17 protein-coding genes and 1 tRNA gene are annotated in these 16,436 nt (G+C 63.7%); 5 read left to right on the top strand and 13 right to left on the bottom strand.

Annotated elements, in window-relative coordinates; all coding sequences use genetic code 11:
- Position 1: 1 nt before the first annotated feature.
- Genes ACEN9H_RS03090 through ACEN9H_RS03075 form a run of 4 tightly spaced genes read right to left on the bottom strand, consistent with a single transcriptional unit; the run spans position 2 to position 3,515 of the window.
- Positions 2-856, bottom strand: a complete 855-nt coding sequence (locus ACEN9H_RS03090; RefSeq protein WP_413673738.1) for an aldo/keto reductase — start codon at positions 854-856, stop codon at positions 2-4.
- A 42-nt stretch (positions 857-898) separates the two neighbouring features.
- Positions 899-1,492 carry an NAD(P)H-binding protein gene (locus ACEN9H_RS03085; protein WP_413673737.1) on the bottom strand — a complete coding sequence of 198 codons (594 nt, stop codon included), beginning with the start codon at positions 1,490-1,492 and terminating at the stop codon, positions 899-901.
- Positions 1,493-1,513: 21 nt separating this feature from the next.
- The gene (locus ACEN9H_RS03080; RefSeq protein WP_413673736.1) at positions 1,514-2,503 is read right to left on the bottom strand and encodes an aldo/keto reductase; all 990 of its coding nucleotides are present in this window, start codon (positions 2,501-2,503) and stop codon (positions 1,514-1,516) included.
- Positions 2,504-2,537: 34 nt separating this feature from the next.
- A complete protein-coding gene (locus ACEN9H_RS03075) occupies positions 2,538-3,515 on the bottom strand; it encodes an aldo/keto reductase (RefSeq protein ID WP_413673735.1) in 978 nt (325 codons plus the stop codon).
- A gap of 100 nt (positions 3,516-3,615) precedes the next feature.
- On the opposite strand from ACEN9H_RS03075, the gene ACEN9H_RS03070 reads away from it, so the two are divergent.
- The gene (locus ACEN9H_RS03070; protein ID WP_413673734.1) at positions 3,616-4,509 is read left to right on the top strand and encodes a LysR family transcriptional regulator; all 894 of its coding nucleotides are present in this window, start codon (positions 3,616-3,618) and stop codon (positions 4,507-4,509) included.
- A gap of 112 nt (positions 4,510-4,621) precedes the next feature.
- Here ACEN9H_RS03070 and ACEN9H_RS03065 read toward each other — a convergent pair.
- The 3 genes from ACEN9H_RS03065 to pepN form a co-directional block, all read right to left on the bottom strand.
- Positions 4,622-4,697: transfer RNA gene (locus tag ACEN9H_RS03065), tRNA-Thr, on the bottom strand.
- 178 nt (positions 4,698-4,875) lie between these two features.
- The gene (locus ACEN9H_RS03060; RefSeq protein ID WP_413673733.1) at positions 4,876-5,877 is read right to left on the bottom strand and encodes a class 1 fructose-bisphosphatase; all 1,002 of its coding nucleotides are present in this window, start codon (positions 5,875-5,877) and stop codon (positions 4,876-4,878) included.
- Between the two features lie 29 nt (positions 5,878-5,906).
- Positions 5,907-8,564, bottom strand: coding sequence for an aminopeptidase N (gene pepN, locus ACEN9H_RS03055; RefSeq protein ID WP_413673732.1), 2,658 nt, complete (start codon positions 8,562-8,564; stop codon positions 5,907-5,909).
- A gap of 216 nt (positions 8,565-8,780) precedes the next feature.
- On the opposite strand from pepN, the gene ACEN9H_RS03050 reads away from it, so the two are divergent.
- On the top strand, positions 8,781-9,419 hold the full coding sequence (locus ACEN9H_RS03050; RefSeq protein ID WP_056130917.1) for a DUF4136 domain-containing protein: 639 nt from the start codon (positions 8,781-8,783) through the stop codon (positions 9,417-9,419).
- A 101-nt stretch (positions 9,420-9,520) separates the two neighbouring features.
- Here ACEN9H_RS03050 and ACEN9H_RS03045 read toward each other — a convergent pair whose 3' ends face one another.
- From ACEN9H_RS03045 to ACEN9H_RS03030, 4 genes are read right to left on the bottom strand one after another with little or no spacing between them, the layout of a single operon-like run.
- Positions 9,521-9,667: a hypothetical protein gene (locus ACEN9H_RS03045; RefSeq protein ID WP_413673731.1), complete on the bottom strand. Its 147-nt coding sequence runs from the start codon at positions 9,665-9,667 to the stop codon at positions 9,521-9,523.
- Complete coding sequence (locus ACEN9H_RS03040) at positions 9,664-10,644, bottom strand: quinone oxidoreductase family protein (protein WP_413673730.1); 981 nt, start codon at positions 10,642-10,644, stop codon at positions 9,664-9,666. Before ACEN9H_RS03040 ends, ACEN9H_RS03045 begins: the two co-directional genes overlap by 4 nt.
- Positions 10,645-10,663: 19 nt before the next feature.
- Positions 10,664-11,044 carry a methylglyoxal synthase gene (locus tag ACEN9H_RS03035; protein WP_056130395.1) on the bottom strand — a complete coding sequence of 127 codons (381 nt, stop codon included), beginning with the start codon at positions 11,042-11,044 and terminating at the stop codon, positions 10,664-10,666.
- Between the two features lie 21 nt (positions 11,045-11,065).
- On the bottom strand, positions 11,066-11,992 hold the full coding sequence (locus ACEN9H_RS03030) for a DMT family transporter (protein ID WP_413673729.1): 927 nt from the start codon (positions 11,990-11,992) through the stop codon (positions 11,066-11,068).
- Positions 11,993-12,159: 167 nt separating this feature from the next.
- Here ACEN9H_RS03030 and ACEN9H_RS03025 point away from each other — a divergent pair, with 167 nt between their 5' ends.
- From ACEN9H_RS03025 to purD, 3 genes are all read left to right on the top strand, one after another.
- The gene (locus ACEN9H_RS03025) at positions 12,160-12,930 is read left to right on the top strand and encodes a DUF2182 domain-containing protein (protein ID WP_413673728.1); all 771 of its coding nucleotides are present in this window, start codon (positions 12,160-12,162) and stop codon (positions 12,928-12,930) included.
- A gap of 104 nt (positions 12,931-13,034) precedes the next feature.
- Positions 13,035-13,760, top strand: a complete 726-nt coding sequence (locus ACEN9H_RS03020; RefSeq protein ID WP_056130386.1) for a YebC/PmpR family DNA-binding transcriptional regulator — start codon at positions 13,035-13,037, stop codon at positions 13,758-13,760.
- 16 nt (positions 13,761-13,776) lie between these two features.
- Positions 13,777-15,048 (top strand): phosphoribosylamine--glycine ligase, encoded by a 1,272-nt coding sequence (purD, locus tag ACEN9H_RS03015; RefSeq protein WP_056130372.1) that lies wholly within the window; start codon positions 13,777-13,779, stop codon positions 15,046-15,048.
- 99 nt (positions 15,049-15,147) lie between these two features.
- Here purD and ACEN9H_RS03010 read toward each other — a convergent pair whose 3' ends face one another.
- Both ACEN9H_RS03010 and ACEN9H_RS03005 read right to left on the bottom strand, forming a co-directional pair.
- Positions 15,148-15,441 carry a GIY-YIG nuclease family protein gene (locus ACEN9H_RS03010; protein WP_160409494.1) on the bottom strand — a complete coding sequence of 98 codons (294 nt, stop codon included), beginning with the start codon at positions 15,439-15,441 and terminating at the stop codon, positions 15,148-15,150.
- A gap of 372 nt (positions 15,442-15,813) precedes the next feature.
- Positions 15,814-16,398: a PEP-CTERM sorting domain-containing protein gene (locus ACEN9H_RS03005; protein ID WP_371763885.1), complete on the bottom strand. Its 585-nt coding sequence runs from the start codon at positions 16,396-16,398 to the stop codon at positions 15,814-15,816.
- Positions 16,399-16,436 lie beyond the last annotated feature (38 nt).

Here is a 16,436-nt window from a genome sequence, read left to right as displayed (position 1 = left end):
CTCAATCAATATTCAATTGACGTTCGCTCATCCACTTCACGATGTCCGGATCGCGGTGGGAGAAAAAACTGCTGGTGCCGTTTTCCAGCCCTTCGATGGCGTGCATATCCTCGTCGCTCAGCGCAAAGTCGAAGATGGCCAGGTTCTCCGCCATCCGCTCGCGACGTACCGTCTTGGCCAGGGCAACGATATTGCGCTGGACGAGCCACCGCAGGACGACCTGCCCCACCGTCTTGCCATGCCGCGCAGCGATTGTCGTCAGCACGCCATTCCCGAACAGGTTGTTCCGCCCTTCCGCAAACGGCGCCCATGCCTCCGCCTGAACACCCTGCGCCTGCATGAAAGCCGCCGCCTCGGGTTGCTGGTGAAAGGGATTGATTTCCACTTGATTCACGGCGGGCACGATCTCATTGAACGCGATGATGTCCATCAGCCGGTCCGGATGAGAATTGCTGACGCCAATGGCCCGTAGCTTGCCCGCTCGATGGGCCTCTTCCATGGCGCGCCATGACCCATGCACGTCGCCGAACGGCTGGTGGATGAGAAACAGGTCGAGATAGTCCATGCGCAGGCGTTGCAGCGACCGGTCGATCGCGACCTTCGTGCGGTCGTAGCCCGCATCCTGAACCCAGAGCTTGCTCGTGATGAACAGCTCGCTCCGCGCCACGCCGCTGTTCCGCACGCCTTGCCCAACCGCAGCCTCGTTCATGTACGAGGCCGCTGTATCGATCAGGCGGTAGCCCGACTCGATGGCATCGATCACCGTGCGTTCGCATTCACTTGCATCGGGAATCTGAAAAACGCCGAACCCCAGGATGGGCATCGGCAAGCCATTGTTAAGCGTTACATGTTGCATCGTTGATTCCTGCGTTGGTGGATTTGTGCGGGTTTTCCGCCATCAATTCTTGTGCACCCCCAGGCTGCTGCGCATTTCGGCATGTGGCGTCAGCGCCAGCTTGACGACGAGATCGGCCACGCTCTTGCGCGAGACGACGGCGTCCGGATTGGCAAACGGCTCGCCCTTTTGCGTCGTTCCATACGCAATTTCATCTTTGTTGTTCAGCCATGCCGGCCGGACGATCGTATAGTCGAGGCCCGAGTTTTCGATGACGTTGGCCGCATTCCTGTACGGGTCGAGGATGCTGTCGTAGCGCTGCCCTGGCACTTCATCGTAAATCCCCATCGAGCTGATGAAGATGAGACGCCTGACGCCCGTGGCCTTCATGGCGGCGACGATATGGCGTGCCTGCCCTTCCAGGTCGCCGGACAGGTTGGCGTAGACGACGTCCTGCCCGTCCATGGCCGTGCGCAGGGATTCGGCATCCATGACATCGCCCTCGATCACCCGCACGCGGCCGGGATGGCCTATCCCGTTCAATCGTCGAACATTGCGCAGGTACAACGTCAACTCTGCGTCGGATTCAGCAAGGAACATGTTTGTGGCGACGCGCGCGATCTGGCCATGGGCGCCCAGAATAAGAACTTTGGTCATATCGAATTCCAGACGCAACGCTTAGCGGACGATTGCCGCGTCGAGCGCCTCTGACAGTGGCGCCCCTTTGATGTCGATGGTGGCGAACGCCTTGTCGATGTCGCGCAAGTCGCTGTCGCTCAGTTGCAGCGCCGCTGCCGGCAGGTTGTCATCCAGGTGCGCCATCTGCGTGCCACCAGGGATCGGCACAATGAACGGCTTTTGCGCGAGCAGCCAGGCCAACGCGATCTGCGCGGGGGTCGCATTTTTACGCGCGGCCAGATCTTTCAAGAAGTCCACTACGGCGAAATTCGCTTCCAATGCTTCCTTGGTGAAGCGCGGGAAGGTCGAGCGCAGGTCACTTGGATCATCGAACTTCATGTCGCGCGTGATTGCCCCGGTCAGGAACCCCTGCCCCAATGGCCCCCAGGCGACGAAGCCGATACCGAGTTTTTCGCACAGGGCCAGCGCGCCATGTTCTGCTTCGCGCTGCCACAGCGAATAATGGTTCTGGATGGCGGCGACCGGCTGCACCGCATGCGCGCGGCGGATGTTCTCGATGCCGGCTTCGGACAGGCCGAAATGCTTGACCTTGCCCTCGCGGATCAGGTCCTTGACGGTGCCGGCCACGTCCTCGATCGGCACGTTCGGGTCGACGCGGTGCTGGTACAGCAAATCGATGCGATCCGTACGCAGGCGCTTGAGCGAGGCCTCGACCACGTCGCGGATGTGCCCGGGGCGGCTGTCCAGACCAACGATCTGCTTGTTGTCGTCGATCTTGAAACCGAACTTCGTGGCAATCAGGACTCGGTTACGCACCGGCTGCAGCGCCTCACCGACCAGTTCTTCGTTGACGAAAGGGCCATAGCCCTCGGCCGTGTCGAACAGCGTCACGCCGCGCTCGACGGCGCTGCGGATCACTTTGATCGCCTCGCCTTTGTCGGTGGCCGGGCCGAGGCCGAAGCTCAGGCCCATGCAGCCCAGACCGATTGCCGAGACCTCCAGATTGTCGCCGAGTTGTCGTTGTTTCATGCTCTTCTCCATATTCATTAAATTTGCCTCACCTTCACTTGCCGACGAGCTTCTGTCGATCGGCCGAGTAGCGCGCACCCTGCACGTCGATCCTGGACAGCGCATCCGTCAGCTCACGCAACTCGTCGGGCGCCAATTGGAGCGACGCAGTGCCAAGGTTCTCGTCGAGCCGATGCAGTTTCGTAGTGCCGGGAATCGGCACAATCCAGGGCTTTTGCGCCAGCAGCCATGCCAGCGCGATCTGGGCGGGCGTCGCGCCCTTGCCTCCGGCGATCCGGCCAAGAAGGTCGACCAGGACCTGATTTGCTTCACGCGCGTCCTGCGCAAAGCGCGGCACGGTGTTGCGGAAGTCAGTCGGGTCGAATTGGGTAGACGCTTGAATCGCGCCGGTCAGGAAGCCCTTGCCAAGAGGGCTGAACGGGACAAAGCCGATGCCCAGCTCTTCCAGCAGCGGCAGGATCTCCGCTTCCGGCTCGCGCCACCACATCGAATACTCGCTTTGTAATGCCGCCACAGGCTGTACGGCATGCGCACGGCGGATCGTCGCCGCGCCGGCCTCCGACAGGCCGAAATGCTTGACCTTTCCCTCGCGGATCAAGTCCCGCACCGTGCCGGCCACGTCCTCGATGGGCACGTTCGGATCGGGCCGATGCTGGTAGAACAGATCGATCCGGTCGGTCCTAAGGCGCTTGAGCGATTGTTCGGCCACCGCGCGGATGCGCTCCGGCCGGCTGTCCAGGCCAGCATGAGGGTCGCCGTCGCGGAAGCCGAACTTGGTGGCGATCACGACCTGCTCGCGAAACGGCGCCAGCGCCTCGCCGACCAGCTCCTCGTTCGGTCCGTAGGCTTCGGCGGTATCGAAAAAGGTCACGCCGCGTTCGACCGCCGTGCGCATCAGTTCGATCGCGGCGCCACGTTCGGTCGCCGGGCCATATCCATAACTGAGTCCCATGCAGCCGAGGCCGATCGCAGATACGCGCAGTCCGCTATTTCCCAGTTCACGCTGTTCCATCGTTTGCTCCCTGTAAGTCAATACGGACACTGTACCGGCGCCGCCATTGCTTGATAAGCCGGTACAATCCGCATGCGTTGATTAGCGGAGCTAATGAATCATGAAAGAGAACCTCAATGACCTGAGCGCTTTCGTGCTCGTTGCGCGCGAAGGCAGCTTCACGAAGGCGGCGGCCCGGCTCGGCGTATCGCAGTCAGCCTTGAGCCAGACGATCCGGGGGCTGGAAGAACGTCTGGGCATACGCCTCTTGATGCGTACGACGCGAAAGGTGGCGCCGACGGATGCCGGCGAGCGCCTGCTGGGTGCCATCGGGCCAAGGCTCGACGGGATCGAAGACGATCTTGCTGCGCTGGGCGAGCTGCGCGACAAGCCGGCCGGCCCGGTCCGCATCACGGCCTCGGACCACGCCGCCAGTTCGATCCTGTTGCCGAAGCTGCTGCCGCTACTGGCCCGCTATCCCGACATCCAGCTCGAAATCAACACCGACTACCGGATGATCGACATCGTCGAGCAGCGGTTCGACGCCGGCGTACGCCTCGGGGAACACCTGGCGAAGGACATGATTGCCGTGCGCATCGGTCCCGACGTACGGATGGCGGTCGTCGCGGCGCCGTCCTATTTCGACGTACACGCACGTCCCGAGAAGCCGCAGGACCTGACGAGCCACGATTGCATCAACGTGCGCCTGCCGACGCATGGCGGTTTGCTGCCGTGGGACTTCAGCAAGGACGGTCGCGCGCTGAACGTGCGCGTCGAGGGGCCGCTGATCCTGAACGGTTTTCCGCAAGTCCTGCAGGCCGCGTTGGCGGGCGCCGGGCTGGCCTTCATGCTGGAAGACACGGTGCAGGCCCACCTCGCGGATGGCAACCTCGTCCGCGTGCTCGACGACTGGTGCAACGTCTTTCCAGGCTACCACCTCTACTATCCGAGCCGGCGACAACCGTCGTCCGCATTCGCGCTGGTCGTGGAAGCTTTGCGGTACAGGCAGCCGTGAGCGCCGCGTCGACGAAGTCGGCCGCCGGGTTACACAACGAAGAAAGAGCTGCGAAAAAGAAAAAAGGGTCACACGCTTTCGCCTGTAACCCTTTGATCTTACTGCTGAATTTTGGTGCCGCTGACCGGAATCGAACTGGTGACCTTCGCATTACGAATGCGCTGCTCTACCGACTGAGCTACAGCGGCTAAACCGGAACAACCGTTTAACCTGTGTCCGTACTACCTGCCATCAGACTGTTGGCGACCCGAGGTCTCGCGTTCTTCGCTCATCAGATGAGCTGCAGCGCGAAGGAGCCCGCATTCTAACAACAACTTCCCAAACTTGCTAGTCCGACTCGGCAATTTTATGCGGGCACGCTGAAAATTATTCCTGGTGGTAGCTCGTCACGCGTTCCACCTCGCTCTTTGAGCCCAGGAACACGGGCACGCGCTGGTGCAGTTTCTGCGGCGCGATGTCGAGGATGCGCTGGCGGCCGTCCGTCGCGGCGCCGCCCGCCTGCTCGACGATGAACGCCATCGGGTTCGCTTCGTACATCAGGCGCAGCTTGCCCGGCTGCGACGGGTCGCGCTGGTCGGCCGGATACATGAAGATGCCGCCGCGGTTCAGGATACGGTGCACGTCGGCCACCATCGAGGCGATCCAGCGCATATTGAAATCCTTGCCGCGCGGACCGGTTTTGCCGGCCAACATTTCATCGACATAGCGCGTGACCGGCGGATGCCAGTGGCGCTGGTTCGACATGTTGATGGCGAATTCCTTCGTCTCTTCCGGGATCTGCAGGTCCTTCTGCGTGAGCACCCACGAACCCATCTCGCGGTCCAGGGTGAAGCAGTTGACGCCCGCGCCCGTGGTCAGCACCAGCATCGTCTGCGGGCCGTACACGGCATAGCCGGCCGCGACCTGCTGGCTGCCGGCCTGCATGAAGTCGGCTTCGGTCGGGGCCGTCATGCCTTCCGGCGCCTTCAGCACGGAGAAGATGGTGCCGATGGACACGTTGACGTCGATGTTCGACGAGCCGTCCAGCGGATCGAACAGCAGCATGTATTCGCCCATCGGATAGCGGTTCGGGATCGGGTGGATGGATTCCATTTCTTCCGATGCCATCGCCGCCAGGTGGCCACCCCATTCATTGGCTTCGAGCAGGATCTCGTTGGAGATCACGTCGAGCTTCTTCTGCACCTCGCCCTGGATGTTCTCCGTGTTCGCACTGCCGAGGATGTCGCCGAGCGCGCCCTTGCCGACCGAGTGGGAAATGGTCTTGCAGGCGCGGGCCACCACCTCGATCAGGAGGCGCAGCGATGCCGGGATATTGTTGTGGAGACGCTGTTCCTCGACGAGGTATTGCGTCAGGCTGACACGTTTCATGGACTTCCTTTGGTTATGTAAATGAATTCTTAGTTGGCGAGGGCCTTGCTGACCACTTCGCGCACGTCGTTCGACAGCTTCGCCTGCCCCGCGACCTGCTGCAGCGCCCGCTTCATGTGGGCCTGCAGGTCCGGCGTGTAGCGGCGCCAGCGGTCCATCGCGCGGGCCAGGCGGCTGGCGACCTGCGGGTTCAGCGCGTCCAGCGCGATCACCTGCTCGGCCCAGAACCCGTAGCCGCTGCCGTCTGGCGCGTGGAAGCCCACCGCATTGCCCGCACAGAAGGTAGACACCAGGCTGCGCGCACGGTTCGGGTTCCTCAAGGTGAAGGCCTTGTGCGTCATCAATTCGCGTACGCGAGCGACGTCCGTGGTCGGAGCCGCGGCCTGCATCGCGAACCATTTGTCCACGACCAGCGCTTCACCCTGGAATTCGTCGTAGAAGCGTTGCAGCGCATCGGCGGCCGCGGGCGCGCGCGCATGCACGAGGGCCGACAGGGCCGCCACGCGGTCCGTCATGTTCGTGGCGCCGTCGAACTGTTTTTGCGCGAGGGCCAGGCTGGCCTCGTCCGGCGCGGCATTCAGATAGGCCAGCGCGAGGTTTTTCAGGGCGCGCTTGCCGATCGATTCCGCGTCCGGGCTGTACTCGCCCGGCGTCTGGTTGGCGTCGTACTGGGCCAGCAGCTCGGTGCGCAGGCGCGCGCCGATGTCGGCGCGGACGAACTGGCGCGCCAGGTGGATGGCGAGCGGGTCGACGACGTCCAGCTGGTCGGCGATCATCGATTCCGTCGGCAGCAGCAGTGCCTGCTCGCGGAAGGACGGATCGAGCGTGTCGTCCACGAGGATCTTGCGCATGGCGTCGACGAACGTGTCGTCCAGGTCGAGCCTGTCGACGACGTTGCCGGCGCCGGCCACCTGCCCGGTCAGCTTCAGCAGGCGGCTCATCGCGAGGCGCTGGCCCGCTTCCCAGCGGTTGACGGGGTCGCTGTCGTGGCTGAACAGGTGCACCAGCTCGGCATCGCTGTAGCCGTGCTTCAGGATCACGGGCGCGGAAAAGTCGCGCAGGATCGACGGCGTCGGCTGTTCCGTCACGCCCGTGAAGACGAAGGTCTGGTCGCTGTCCGTCAGCTCCAGCACGGCCGTCGTGCCGAGGTTCTTGCCATCCACGGTCAGCGGCAGGTCGCGGCCGTCGCGGCCCAGCAGGCCGACGGCGACCGGGATGTGGAACGGCAGCTTTTCCGGCTGGCCCGGCGTCGACGGGCACGACTGGATCAGGCGCAGCGTGTACGTCTGCGCCTGCTCGTCCCAGCGCGTCTCGGCCTGCACGACCGGCGTGCCGGCCTGGCTGTACCAGCGCTCGAACTGCGTCAGGTCGCGGCCGTTGGCATCGGCCATCGCCAGGCGGAAATCGTCGCAGGTGACGGCCTGCTCGTCGTGGCGCTGGAAGTACAGGTCCATGCCCTTGCGGAAGCCGTCGCGGCCCAGCAGGGTCTGGTACATGCGCACGACCTCGGCGCCCTTCTCGTAGACGGTGACGGTATAAAAATTATTGATCTCGACAAAGGAGTCGGGGCGGACCGGGTGGGCCATCGGGCCCGCGTCTTCCGGAAACTGGGCCTGGCGCAGGGTGCGCACCTGGTCGATGCGGGTGACGGCGCGGCCCGTGTTCGTGCCGATCATGTCGGCCGAAAATTCCTGGTCGCGGAACACGGTCAGGCCTTCCTTCAGCGACAGCTGGAACCAGTCGCGGCAGGTGACGCGGTTGCCCGTCCAGTTGTGGAAGTATTCGTGGCCGACGACGGCCTCGATGCCCTGGAAGTCGACGTCCGTCGCGACGCGCGGATTGGCCAGCACGAACTTCGTGTTGAAGATGTTCAGGCCCTTGTTTTCCATCGCGCCCATGTTGAAGTCGCCCACGGCGACGATCATGAAGCGGTCCAGGTCGAGTTCCAGGTTCCAGCGTTCCTCGTCCCAGCGGATGCTGTGCTTCAGCGATTGCATCGCGTAGTCCGTCTTGTCGAGATTGCCCTCTTCCACCCAGACCTGCAACAGCGCGGTGCGGCCGTCGGCCAGTTCGAAGTTCTCTTCCTGGCAGACGAGGCGCGCAGCGACGAGGGCGAACAGGTACGACGGTTTCTTGAACGGGTCTTCCCACAGCGCGTAGTGGCGGCCATTGTCGAGGTCGCCTTCTTCGATCAGGTTACCGTTCGACAGCAGCACCGGGTACTTGTCCTTGTCGGCGCGCAGCATGACGGTGAAGCGCGCCATCACGTCCGGGCGGTCTGGAAAGTAGGTGATCCGACGAAAACCTTCGGCTTCGCACTGCGTATAGAAGCTGCCATTGGACGTGTACAGGCCGCTGAGGGTAGTATTGCTCTCCGGAACGCAAATGGTCTCGATTTCCAGCGTCGCTTCTTCCGGGGCGTTGGGGATGCGCAGCAGGGTGCCTTCGATCACGTAATCGCCCTCGCCCAGCGTGCGGCCGTTCAGGCGCAAGGTCACCAGTTCGATGTCTTCGCCGTACAGCTCGATTTCGCGCTGCGCGCTGGCAGGGTTGCGGCGCACCGTCATCCGGTTGGCGACGACGGTACGGGCGGGGTCGAGGTCGAAGCCGAGTTCAACGGTATCGACCAGGTAGCTGGGAGCAGTGTAATCCTTCCGGTAGATAGTCTGGGGCGTATCGGTGCGCATGGTCGGGAGTCCGCAAAGCCGTTGGTGGGATGCTTATTTTACCAACAGCTTTACACCACGATCCGTACCTTTCGAATGTATCGCCATGTACAGGTAGTAACCACGCGTAAATGTATCGACGTACAACACGCATCAGGAATAATATGGTCTCCTGAACAAGACCGATTACAGGAATTGAAACCCGACACATCGGGAACCGAATAGATGGAGCTCGTCATGAAACGTACCATGATCACGGCGGTCGCATCGCTGAGCCTGTTGCTGGGCGGCTGCGCGACGACGATCCGCAGTGACGTCACCACCTTCAACCAGTGGCCCGCCCAGCTGCCCGACAAGAGCTATGCGTTCGAGACGCCGCCGCCGCAGGACAACACGCTGGAGCTGCAGAGCTACGAAAACCTCGTGCGCGCCCAGCTCGCCCGCCTCGGCTTCCACGAGGCGCAGGGGTCGCCCGCGCTGAAGGTGTCGATGCGCTTCTCGACCATCGACGTGCCCACGCAGGTGCTGTACCCGACCTTCGCGCCGACCTACTACTCGCCCCGCTTCGCCTACATGGGCTGGCGCCGGCGCTACTGGGGCGGCTGGTACAGCCCGTTCTACGATCCGTTCTGGGGCCCGGTGCCGGCCTATGACGTGCAGGAAGAACACCGCTACCACCGCCAGTTGCAGCTGTCGATCGCGTCGGCCGCGGATGGCAAGCGGCTGTTCGACGTCACGGTGCGTAACGTGAGCCGGCAGATGTCGACGCCGGTCGTGATGCCGGCCCTCGTGCAGAGTGCGTTCGAAGGGTTCCCGGGGCCGAATGGCGGGTCGCGCGTGATCGAGTTGAAGCAGGAGCCGCGGCAAAACGGTTGATTGTTACCGTCGGCCCCGCGAAGGCGGGGGCCCAATTTCGTGTGCGTTCACGCAAAATTAGGTCCCTGCCTTCGCAGGGACGACGTTCTGGCGCCGCGGGCCTAGCCCAAATACGCCTCGGACAGGAACGTAATCCCCACAATCAAGAGCACCGCCAGCATCAGCACCACGAGCAGGCGCCCGAAGTGCGGTTCCGCCGCCGGTTGCGGATCGATCGGCGGTTCGTTGTCGTCGCTAAATTCTCTCATGGCAGCAAAATGGTCTTGCCCGTCGTGCGGCGCCCTTCGAGGGCGATGTGGGCCTGGGCCGCGTCGGCGAGGGGAAAACGCTGGTGGATGTCGATGCTCACTTTACCGCTCGCCACGACGTCGAACAGGTCGGCCGCCATCGCGTCCCGCTGCGCGCGCGTGGCCGCATACGACTGCAGCGTGGGCCGCGTGATGTACAGCGAGCCGCGCGATGCCAGTTCATTCAGCGCGAACGGCGGCACCGGCCCCGACGAATTGCCGAAGCTGACCATCAGCCCGCGCGGCCGCAGGCAGTCCAGCGAGCGCGTGAACATGTCCTTGCCGATCGAATCGTAGACGACCGGCACCTTTGCGCCGTTCGTGATCTCCAATACGCGCTGCACGACATCCTCGTCACGATAGTTGATGACATGCGCCGCCCCACGCTGCCGCGCCAGCGCCGCTTTCTCGTTTGACCCCACCGTGCCGATGAGGTTCACGCCCAGCGCCCGCGCCCATTGGCACGCGATCAGGCCGACGCCGCCGGCCGCCGCGTGGAACAGGATCGTCTCGCCCGGCTGCACGGCATGGGTCTGCTTGAGGAGGTATTGCACGGTCAGGCCCTGCAGCATCATCGCGGCGCCCGTCTCGAACGAGATGGCGTCCGGCAGGTGCACGAGCACGTCGGCCGGCATCACGCGCAGCTGGCTGTAGGCGCCGTTCGGACGGGCCGCGTACGCGACGCGGTCGCCCGGCTTGACGTGCGTGACGCCTTCGCCCACCGCCTCGACGACGCCGGCCGCTTCCTGGCCGAGGCCGTTCGGCAGGTCGAGCGGGTACAGGCCCGAGCGGAAATACGTGTCGATGAAATTCACGCCGATCGCGTGGTTGCGCACGCGCGCCTCGCCGGGGCCGGGATCACCGACCTCGACGTCGACGTATTCCAGCACCTCGGGCTCGCCGGTGCGCGCGAAGCGGATCGCCTTTGCCGTCGTCATGACCGTTCTCCCCGGGGAATCAGTCGGCCTTCGACTGCAGTTGCGACAGCACCAGGTGGGCGCTCGCCACGTTCGTCGCGCACGGGATGTTGTGCACGTCGCAGGCGCGGACCAGCGCGTTGATGTCCGGTTCGTGCGGCTGCGGGGTCATCGGGTCGCGCAGGAAGATCACGCAGTCGATCTCGCCCTCGACCAGTTGGGCGCCGATCTGCAGGTCGCCGCCGACGGGACCGGAATGCATGCGCGTCACTTCCAGGCCCAGCTCGTTGATCAGGCGGCCGCCCGTGGTGCCGGTGGCCGACAGCGTGCAGCCGCGCAGGAAATCCACGTACTCGGCGGCGAGGGCGATCATGTCGTCTTTTTTCTTGTCGTGGGCGATCAGGGCGATGCGAGGTTTCATGTTCCGTTCCGTTTCGGTTTGTCAGGGTGTTTTTTTCTTCGACAGCAAATAGATCCCGCCCAGCACCAGGCCCGTTCCGGCCAGTTGCACGGTCGTGATCGGTTCTCCCAGCAGCGCCCAGCCCAGGAACAGCGTCGACACCGGACCGATCATGCCGGCCTGGGATGCCGTCGTCGCACCGATGCGCTGGACTGCCGCCATCGTCATGAAGACGGGGAAGATGGTACAGAATATCCCATTCACGAGCGAGAGCCCGTAAACCGGCAGCGGCTGCACCAGCATGCTGGCGGGCCGCAGGATGAAGAACTGCGCGATGCACGCGGCGCTCGACGCGCACATCGCGTACGCGACGAGGCGCAGAGAACCGATGCGGCGCACCATCTCGCCCGTGCCGAGCAGATAGGCCGCGTAGCACGCCGCCGAACCGAGTACCAGCAGCGAGCCCGTGACCGTGCTCCCCCCGCCGCCCTTCAGGTCGTGCGCGAACACGAGCACGATGCCGCAGTACGACAGCGCCAGCGCGATCCACTCCGCGCGGCCGATGCGGCGCTTGAAGACGAGCGCCGTGATCAGGAGGACGAACGTGGGCGTGAGGAACAGGATCAGGCGTTCCAGGCCCACCGAGATGTATTGCAGGCCGAGGAAATCGAGGTAGCTCGACAGGTAGTAGCCGATCAGGCCCAGTCCGGCGAGGCGCCAGCGGTCGCGCACGGCGAGCGGCGGCTCGGTCCGCATCTTCCACACCGCCACGGCCGCAAACACCGGAAGCGAGAACAGCATTCTGAACGCGATCAATGTGACGGCGTCGATGTGGTAGCGGTACAGCAGTTTGGCGACGATGGCCTTCGTGGAAAACAGAACGGCACCGCCGATGGCGATCGCCAGGCCGCCCAGCGCGGCCGGGCGTGTGGTCGGTACAACAGGTAAGTCGGCTGCAGTTTTACTCATCCGACGATTGTACGGGGAATCCGCATAGCCGGCTGAGGACGCCTCCGAACGCAGCCGGCCGGATGCGGTCCAATCGCTGTCGATACTCAACCGCATCACAGCTCAACTTTTCGGGAGATGTCCATGGCACACAGCGCAACGATGCAACCGGCCGGAGCGCGCGCCCGATGAGCCGCGCCAGCGGCGTCGGCCGCCCCGGTGCCGACCGCACCGTCGTCCTCACCCTGCTCGTGCTGCTCGCGGCGCTGTGCTGGGCGTACCTGCTGTTTCGCGTTGGTCGCCTGTCGCCGCTGGGGACGGGCAACGCGGCCAATTTCCGGGTCGGGCCGTACCACGCGGACGACCTCGCGCGCCTGCTGGCGCTGTGGACCGTCGTCATCGCCGCGATGATGCTGCCGGCGGCCGCGCCGTCCGTGCTGCTGTACGCCCGCGTGAAGCGGCTCGTGCGCGAGCGCTGGGTCTATCCGTCCACGTTCCTGTTCATGCTGGGCTATCTGTTCGTCTGGACCTGCTGCGCCCTCGCCGCCACGCTGGCCGACTGGCAGCTGCACGACGCCGGCGGGCTCGACGAGACGATGGCCATCGCGCACCCGACGGTCGGCGCCCTCGCCCTCGTCGCGGCCGGGGTCTACCAGTGGACGCCCGCCAAGCACGTCTGCCTGGACAATTGCCGCGCGCCGCTGGCGTTCGTCCTGACGCACTGGCGCCGGGGGATGTGGGGCGCGTTCCGCATGGGCGTCGCGGATGCGCGGTATTGCACGGGCTGCTGCTGGCTGCTGCTGGCGCTCGTGCTGCCGGCCGGCGTGCTGAACCTGCCCGTCATCGCCGGGCTCATCTCGCTGATCCTCGCCGAAAAACTGCTGCCCGGCGGGCATGTGGTGGCGTGCGGGACGGGGCTCGGGCTGGTCGGACTGGGCACGGCGTTGTTGTTTCCCTGACAGTATTTAGACGGATGCGCTATGATAAAATGTCGAGGATTATCAATACCCGGGACCTCGAAGATCGCAGTTTGCCGAGGTTCCCTGTCTAAGGAAGACTCGACATGGCTGGACACAGCAAATGGGCCAACATCAAGCACAAGAAAGCCGCCACTGATGCCAAGCGCGGCAAGATCTGGACCCGACTGATCAAGGAAATCACCGTCGCTGCCCGCATGGGCGGCGGCGACGCCAACACCAACCCGCGCCTGCGCCTCGCCATCGAAAAAGCGGCCGACGCCAATATGCCGAAGGATAACGTCAACCGCGCCGTGCAGCGCGGTTCGGGCGGCCTCGAAGGCGTCAACTACGAAGAAATCCGCTACGAAGGCTATGGCATCGGCGGCGCGGCGATCATCGTCGACTGCATGACCGACAACCGCGTGCGCACCGTGGCCGAAGTCCGCCACGCGTTCAGCAAATTCGGCGGCAATATGGGGACCGAAGGCTCCGTCGCGTTCATGTTCAAGCACACGGGCCAGTTCCTGTTCGCACCCGGCGTCGAAGAAGACAAGCTCATGGAAGCGGCGCTGGAAGCCGGTGCCGACGACGTGATCGCCGACGACGAAGGCGGCTTCGAAGTGCTGTGCGACCCGAACGCCTTCGCCGGCGTCAAGGAAGCCCTGGAAAAGGCCGGCTTCAAGGCCGATTCCGCCGAAGTCATCATGAAGCCTGACACCGAGACGGTGTTCACCGGCGAAGACGCGCTCAAGATGCAGAAACTGCTCGACGCTCTGGAAAACCTGGACGACGTGCAGGAAGTCTATACGAACGCAGTCATTGAAGAGTAAGCAGCGAAAGCAATCCATGAAAATCCTGGTAGTCGGCTCTGGCGGCCGTGAACATGCCCTGGCCTGGAAACTGGCCCAATCCGATCGCGTCCAGATGGTCTACGTCGCACCGGGCAATGGCGGTACCGCGCGCGATGCGCGCCTGATCAACATCGACATCACCGACCCGGCCGCGCTGGCCGACTTCGTCGTCGCGGAACACGTCAACCTGACGCTGGTCGGCCCGGAGCAGCCGCTGGCGGCCGGCATCGTCAACCTGTTCCGCGCGCGCGGCCTGAAGGTCTTCGGCCCGACCAGGGAAGCGGCCCAGCTGGAAAGTTCGAAGGACTTCGCCAAGGCCTTCATGCACCGCCACGGCATCCCGACGGCGCAGTACCAGACGTTCACCGACGTCGCCCAGGCCCACGCCTACATCGACGCCCAGGGCGCGCCGATCGTCATCAAGGCCGACGGCCTCGCCGCCGGCAAGGGCGTCGTCGTCGCGATGACCCTGGAAGAAGCACACCAGGCGGCCGACGACATGTTGTCGGGCAACCGCTTCGGCGACGCGGGCGCACGCATCGTCATCGAGGAATTCCTCGCCGGCGAAGAAGCCAGCTTCATCGTCATGTGCGACGGCAAGAACGTCGTCGCCCTGGCCACGTCGCAAGACCACAAGCGCCTGAAGGACCACGACCAGGGCCCGAACACGGGCGGCATGGGCGCATACTCGCCGGCACCGGTCGTCACGCCGTCGATCCACGCGCGCGTGATGCGCGAGATCATCAACCCGACCATCCAGGGCATGGCCAAGGACGGCATCCCGTACAGCGGTTTCCTGTACGCGGGCCTGATGATCGACGCGGCCGGCGTGCCGAAGGTCATCGAATTCAACTGCCGCATGGGTGACCCGGAAACGCAGCCGATCATGACGCGCCTGAAGAGCGACTTCGTGACGGTGCTGGAACACGCCTGCAACAGCACCCTGGACAAGGTGGAACTGGAATGGGACCGCCGCACGGCGGTGGGCGTCGTGATGGCGGCGGCCGGTTATCCGGACGCGCCGGCCAAGGGCGACATCATCGACGGCATCCCGGCCGAAACGCCGGAATGCGTCACCTTCCACGCCGGCACCCAAATCGTGGGCGGCACGCTGCAGACGTCGGGCGGCCGCGTGCTGTGCGTCGTCGGCCTGGGCGACAGCGTCAAGATGGCGCAGAAGCAGGCGTACGAGACCGTCGAGAAGATCCACTTCAATGGGGCGCAGTATCGGCGCGACATCGGGTGGCGTGGGATCAAGCAGGCGTGATGACCTAGCGTCTCGCAACAACGAAAAACGGAGGCTCGCAGCCTCCGTTTTTTTACCCTGCCGTCGTTCCCGCGCAAGCGGGAACCCATGCTGAGCTCGCTAGCCTACAATATCAGCATAGAGGTCACGCCACCGGGGATTGGTCTTCTGAATCAGCTCCACCTTCCACGACCTGTCCCACTTCTTGATCTGCTTTTCGCGCCGGATCGCTTCCATGATATCGGCGTGAATCTCATACCAGACCAGCATCTTGACGCGATATCGCTTTGTGAATCCTTCAGCCAGGCCTTCGCGGTGCTGCCAAACACGTTTTACGAGGTCGCTTGTCACGCCAACGTAGAGTGTTCCGTTCAAGCCGCTCGCCAACATATAGACGTAGCTTGATCTGTCCATGGTTGAGTCCTCGATGCCGAAAGTGACATGTTCCAACGATGGACTCGTTTTATTGCTGAGATGCTGCAAAAGTTCGCATGACTCGGCGTTCCCGCGCAAGCGGAAATCCATATAGAGCAACCGGGTTCAGTAACGTCAAAGCACCGTGACGCGCTGAATGGACTGACTTCGGAAGCTCAGCATGGGTTCCCGCCTCCGCGCACTAGTGTCCGGAATATTGTTTTCAAAAGCCGTCAGAAATAGCATCGTCATTCCCGCGCACGCGGGAATCCATACTGAGTATGCTGACTACGTTCTTCATTTCCACCTCGTTGGCTACAAAGAGTCGACTTCGAGCAGTCAGCATGGGTTCCCGCTTTCGCGGGAACGACGTTATTTCCGGCGACGCGCCACGCTACCCGCGGCCAGTCCACCCAGCATCAGCGCCAGCGTCCCCGGCAGCGGCACCGAACCGCTCGGCGCGGCCGCTTCCACGTTGACGTTGTCGATCTGGTTGTAGGCACCCGAGCCGATGCGCAGTTCGGTGATGCCGGTCAGGACCGTGCTCCACGTACCCGCGTCCTGGATCGAACCGACCGACACGCCGTCGGCCGACACGTCGCTCCAATCCATGAAGTAGTCGAAGCTGTTCAGGTTGAACTTGCCGCCGCCCACGCGGGTCAGCGTGACGAACGTGTCCCAGCCGTTTTCCATGCCGTCGTGCCAGTTGTACGTCGACGGCTCGTACGTGCCGTCGCCGACGTGGGCCGCGTCTGCGTCCGCGCCCGGCGCATTCAGGGTCACCTGGAAGCCCGACTCCACGTAGGTCAGGTTCAGGCCGTTGTAGGTCATGCTGCCGGCCAGCGGAAAGCCGTCACCGTACATCATCTCGGTCAGGCCATCGAAGTTCAGGACGGTGGCGCCGGCGCTGCCTGCTGCCATCAAGGCGACGGCGGCGAGAATGGATTTGAATTTCATGAAAGTCTCCGGAAGTAATCGTTGCTGCCGGCGCCCAT

Source organism: Massilia cellulosiltytica (assembly GCF_047325105.1).
Taxonomy (GTDB): Bacteria; Pseudomonadota; Gammaproteobacteria; order Burkholderiales; family Burkholderiaceae_D; genus Telluria; species Telluria orientalis.
This window is presented reverse-complemented; position numbering and strand designations above follow the sequence as displayed.

Excerpts from the sequence above, each read along its gene's own strand:
- ACEN9H_RS03020 (WP_056130386.1), top strand. The coding sequence starts at position 13,035 with ATGGCTGGACACAGCAAATGGGCCAACATCAAGCACAAGAAAGCCGCC.
- ACEN9H_RS03005 (WP_371763885.1), bottom strand. The coding sequence starts at position 16,398 with ATGAAATTCAAATCCATTCTCGCCGCCGTCGCCTTGATGGCAGCAGGC.
- ACEN9H_RS03045 (WP_413673731.1), bottom strand. The coding sequence starts at position 9,667 with ATGAGAGAATTTAGCGACGACAACGAACCGCCGATCGATCCGCAACCG.
- pepN (WP_413673732.1), bottom strand. The coding sequence starts at position 8,564 with ATGCGCACCGATACGCCCCAGACTATCTACCGGAAGGATTACACTGCT.
- ACEN9H_RS03010 (WP_160409494.1), bottom strand. The coding sequence starts at position 15,441 with ATGGACAGATCAAGCTACGTCTATATGTTGGCGAGCGGCTTGAACGGA.
- ACEN9H_RS03075 (WP_413673735.1), bottom strand. The coding sequence starts at position 3,515 with ATGGAACAGCGTGAACTGGGAAATAGCGGACTGCGCGTATCTGCGATC.
- ACEN9H_RS03030 (WP_413673729.1), bottom strand. The coding sequence starts at position 11,992 with ATGAGTAAAACTGCAGCCGACTTACCTGTTGTACCGACCACACGCCCG.
- ACEN9H_RS03025 (WP_413673728.1), top strand. The coding sequence starts at position 12,160 with ATGAGCCGCGCCAGCGGCGTCGGCCGCCCCGGTGCCGACCGCACCGTC.
- ACEN9H_RS03060 (WP_413673733.1), bottom strand. The coding sequence starts at position 5,877 with ATGAAACGTGTCAGCCTGACGCAATACCTCGTCGAGGAACAGCGTCTC.
- purD (WP_056130372.1), top strand. The coding sequence starts at position 13,777 with ATGAAAATCCTGGTAGTCGGCTCTGGCGGCCGTGAACATGCCCTGGCC.
- ACEN9H_RS03035 (WP_056130395.1), bottom strand. The coding sequence starts at position 11,044 with ATGAAACCTCGCATCGCCCTGATCGCCCACGACAAGAAAAAAGACGAC.
- ACEN9H_RS03070 (WP_413673734.1), top strand. The coding sequence starts at position 3,616 with ATGAAAGAGAACCTCAATGACCTGAGCGCTTTCGTGCTCGTTGCGCGC.
- ACEN9H_RS03090 (WP_413673738.1), bottom strand. The coding sequence starts at position 856 with ATGCAACATGTAACGCTTAACAATGGCTTGCCGATGCCCATCCTGGGG.
- ACEN9H_RS03085 (WP_413673737.1), bottom strand. The coding sequence starts at position 1,492 with ATGACCAAAGTTCTTATTCTGGGCGCCCATGGCCAGATCGCGCGCGTC.
- ACEN9H_RS03050 (WP_056130917.1), top strand. The coding sequence starts at position 8,781 with ATGAAACGTACCATGATCACGGCGGTCGCATCGCTGAGCCTGTTGCTG.
- ACEN9H_RS03080 (WP_413673736.1), bottom strand. The coding sequence starts at position 2,503 with ATGAAACAACGACAACTCGGCGACAATCTGGAGGTCTCGGCAATCGGT.
- ACEN9H_RS03040 (WP_413673730.1), bottom strand. The coding sequence starts at position 10,644 with ATGACGACGGCAAAGGCGATCCGCTTCGCGCGCACCGGCGAGCCCGAG.